Raw genomic sequence first — 3,288 nt, 5'->3', positions numbered from 1 at the left:
TTTGTGAAACGACCCGCTATTCGCTTGGGTCAACAATACGGGAACCTTCAAGTGGACGATCCCCGATTTGTACGATGCCGTAGGTCACGACTGCGGATAGCGCAACGAATGCGACCAATGAAAGCAAAAGGCGCGATAGCGGTCTATAGCCTTTTGACACTGCATAAATGATTGCGCCGACCACAGCGGCTAGAAGGTACAAATATACCATAAACAACTTCCATTCTATCGCAGGTTAAGACCCTTTCGGCAGGTTGGTTAGCATTAAGCTCCCCATTGACCACTAACGTAGGATTTCGCCCTCTCCCGCAAACGCCCCCTAAATGGAGAGACATGGCTGAACGCCTTTCTATTGCGCCGCCTATTACATCCAAGGCTGAAGCAAAAAGCCTTCATCCCCGTTGGAAGTTTTGGCGCAAAGGATAAACTTAAGGATTAGTAACAACGTGTATTAATAGCCCCGCTTGGGGAACGAATGCTTGTACAATTTACATGTCTATTGGAGTTTGCTGCATTGCTATAAGCTGCCCCAGCATTTGTAAAACCAGTGCTTAGTGCTTGTGCTGTTCGTTGTTGTTGCATGCTATTTCGGTATCTTGATGCAGCATCGCGACGAGACTCTGCATCTATACAAGCTTTGAATTCAGGGTGGTTATAGCTAATACCTTGGTCAATGCATTTTTTTGCGATACCTTGCGCCCAAGCTTTTTGCTGAGAATAGCTCATTTCATTAACAGGTTGAGTTTGGCAACCTGTAATAAAGATCAAAGTTATTATTAAAAATATTTTATTCATTTGATATCCCCGGTATCAAAAGTACTTTATTTTCCGATTTTGGCAATGCCAGTCTTTGCGCCTGTTCGCGCCATGCGTCTCTAGATTATTGAGGAAAAAATGGCATTTGAAAAGAGCTTATAAAAAGTGCAAACGAAGCACTGGCAATTGCTGAAGGTCGCGCAGAACCTGCCGCAGTCTTTGTGCCGGAAACTGTTGCCGTTGCGGCCATTCGCAAAAGTCAAAATCGTTCACAGACAGAATTTGCCAAACTCTAGTAAATTGCGATTTTCCATATTAATGTCTCCACATGTTTACAGGGGGAATTGATGATGCGCTTAATATTATTATGGGTATCATTTGTTGGAGTGATTTTATTCGGGTATATATTCAAAGAGATATATAATATTAACGACCAAATTATCTGGCTTATCTTAATATCGATTGGCCTTTACGTAATTTATTACCACTTCAATTTTCGAATTTCAGAGATTGAGATGAGGGTGACTAAACCCGATTACAGTCACATTAAATCTCAAATTGAAGAGAAGGAACGGCACAAACCTCAGCACCGTCAACCAACCTCACTTGCCGATGGCGGGGCGATAGTCTCATGGATCAATGAGGCACATGAAATATTATTCGACGATTATCGGTGGTTCGGAGCTGTTCTAAACCAACATGTTTCAGAGCCATGGGCAATCGAAGAAATAAATGACACTTTTGCAGATGGTATTGCATCCCCCGATATCGGCAGACAGTATCATGTTTGGTACAATGCATGTCAGATAGGCAAAATCCAAGTCACCCTCGGTTCATATTCTTCACTACATCCAGAACGCTTTTCTAAAAACAGACGGGCTGATGTAGCTATTTGGTTGAACTACCTTAACTTTGTTCCATATGCTGATGCCCTCAGCCTGATTTCTCAGATAATTCTATATACCGGATCTTACGATATTAGCGATGGTAACCCCGCGCGAGTAAGGGCGTTAAATTTAGCCTCCAATGCATTGTCTAGTCATTTGTGGGAAGTCATCAGAGAAGCAGATTATTCGCCCCGATTTGATTATTCGTATGAAGGACCCTACGAACTTTTGCAGCATATAGTCGACATTTGGTCAGAAAACGGAACCGATCCATACCAGAAATGGGGCGGAGATCGCTAAATTAAGAGGGACATAAAAATGGTAAAAGTCATGTTTGACACGAACGTTTTTAGCAACCTTTCCAAAGGTGAGATCAGTCCTGACCAGATTCCGTCAGATTGGGAGCCAGTAGCTACCCACATTCAGTGGGATGAAATACAGCAGACTAAAAACGTTGTAATAAGAGAGAAAATCTCATCGATTTTTAGCGAATACTTAGTTGAAAAAATACCAACAACGACTGCAGTTTATGGCATTTCAAAGTGGGGAGAAGCTGAATGGAGTGGTCCAAGTTCGGCGTATAACAACCTACTGCAGCAGTTAGATGCCCACCGTCCCCATAGAAACAATCCGAAAGATGCTCTGATCGCGGATACGTGTTTGCAACGAGGAATAAAACTGGTGACGAATGATCGGGCTCTTCTTAAAATAGCCGAAAGCAACTCAATAGAAACAACAAACTTAGAGGCTATTTAATCAAGGTGGCCTCTGAACATTAAAGGGCCACCGATATACGGTTGGCTGCCCGTTTGCGCCGAAGAGCCTTCACCAAAAAGCCCCGTGACGCAGCTATGGGACAGTTTGGCGATTTGACCAGCCTTCGCCCCGCCGCCAGTCGATGACAGGCTGTTGCAGAAGCGCGACCCTCTCGAATGGGCTGCCGAGCAATGCGCTCTCAAGATTGGGCATGATGCGGAGCTGATTGGCATCCATTAGTCCTAGGAGAGTTGAGAGCCGGTTTCCCCCCGCGATGATCAACCAATAATCCGAAGTCGAGGCGACAGCCGATTTAGCCTTTTGTGCCAAGATCGATATCAGCTCGCTTTCAAGCGGCCCCACCCATGCCACATCGTAGTTCCAGAACCACATAATGCGGTGAGCTTTGGTCGAGGAAACGGAGATAGAGTCAATGTACCTAGCTAAGATCGGATAGATATCTGCATCAGGCGCGGCTTGCTCGATCTCGGGATGGAGATCGGAAAACCGAATGACCTCGTTTATGAAGCCGTCCAGATCGCGCGTCGGAGGAACCCGCATTTCCTGAAAATAGAGCTTCACCCACCGATTGAGCGGATAATCCTTTCGCTCAAAGGCAAGGTGCCTCAGTCGGTTCCACGCTTCCTCAACCTGCCTGCGCCCGCTGACATGATACTCTGTGACCTCAACGCCGATATCTCGGCTGCCGATTTTCAAGATGAAGTCCGGCCGTTCCGTCGGTTCGATATGATCGTCTGCAATCTCGATGTCGCAGGCCGCGAGATATGATTTTAGCTGTTCGCGTTCGGCTTGTTTCTGAACCATCATGCACCTGAGGAGGATTGGCAGACTGAGGATATCCCTTGAGAAAGAGGGTCCGTCACATAAT

At 45.7% G+C, this 3,288-nt stretch carries 5 protein-coding genes; 2 read left to right on the top strand and 3 right to left on the bottom strand.

Features of this window, described 5'->3' with window-relative positions; all coding sequences use genetic code 11:
* Positions 1-16: 16 nt before the first annotated feature.
* Both FHY56_RS17685 and FHY56_RS17680 read right to left on the bottom strand, forming a co-directional pair.
* Positions 17-211, bottom strand: a complete 195-nt coding sequence (locus FHY56_RS17685; protein ID WP_140906431.1) for a hypothetical protein — start codon at positions 209-211, stop codon at positions 17-19.
* A gap of 224 nt (positions 212-435) precedes the next feature.
* Entirely contained in the window at positions 436-795 is a 360-nt protein-coding gene (locus FHY56_RS17680) for a hypothetical protein (protein WP_140906430.1), read from the bottom strand.
* Positions 796-1,103: 308 nt separating this feature from the next.
* On the opposite strand from FHY56_RS17680, the gene FHY56_RS17675 reads away from it, so the two are divergent.
* Both FHY56_RS17675 and FHY56_RS17670 read left to right on the top strand, forming a co-directional pair.
* Positions 1,104-1,943 (top strand): hypothetical protein, encoded by an 840-nt coding sequence (locus tag FHY56_RS17675; RefSeq protein ID WP_140906429.1) that lies wholly within the window; start codon positions 1,104-1,106, stop codon positions 1,941-1,943.
* A gap of 18 nt (positions 1,944-1,961) precedes the next feature.
* Complete coding sequence (locus FHY56_RS17670; protein ID WP_140906428.1) at positions 1,962-2,399, top strand: type II toxin-antitoxin system VapC family toxin; 438 nt, start codon at positions 1,962-1,964, stop codon at positions 2,397-2,399.
* A gap of 93 nt (positions 2,400-2,492) precedes the next feature.
* On the opposite strand, the gene FHY56_RS17665 is transcribed toward FHY56_RS17670, so the two are convergent.
* Positions 2,493-3,288 (bottom strand): hypothetical protein (locus tag FHY56_RS17665; RefSeq protein ID WP_210240078.1); only part of this gene is annotated, 796 nt, incomplete at its 5' end.

It is taken from the genome of Brucella gallinifaecis (assembly GCF_006476605.1).
Classification (GTDB): Bacteria; Pseudomonadota; Alphaproteobacteria; order Rhizobiales; family Rhizobiaceae; genus Brucella; species Brucella gallinifaecis.
This window is presented reverse-complemented; position numbering and strand designations above follow the sequence as displayed.

Coding starts and splice junctions, on each gene's coding strand:
- FHY56_RS17685 (WP_140906431.1), bottom strand. CDS start 211: ATGGTATATTTGTACCTTCTAGCCGCTGTGGTCGGCGCAATCATTTAT.
- FHY56_RS17680 (WP_140906430.1), bottom strand. CDS start 795: ATGAATAAAATATTTTTAATAATAACTTTGATCTTTATTACAGGTTGC.
- FHY56_RS17675 (WP_140906429.1), top strand. CDS start 1,104: ATGATGCGCTTAATATTATTATGGGTATCATTTGTTGGAGTGATTTTA.
- FHY56_RS17670 (WP_140906428.1), top strand. CDS start 1,962: ATGGTAAAAGTCATGTTTGACACGAACGTTTTTAGCAACCTTTCCAAA.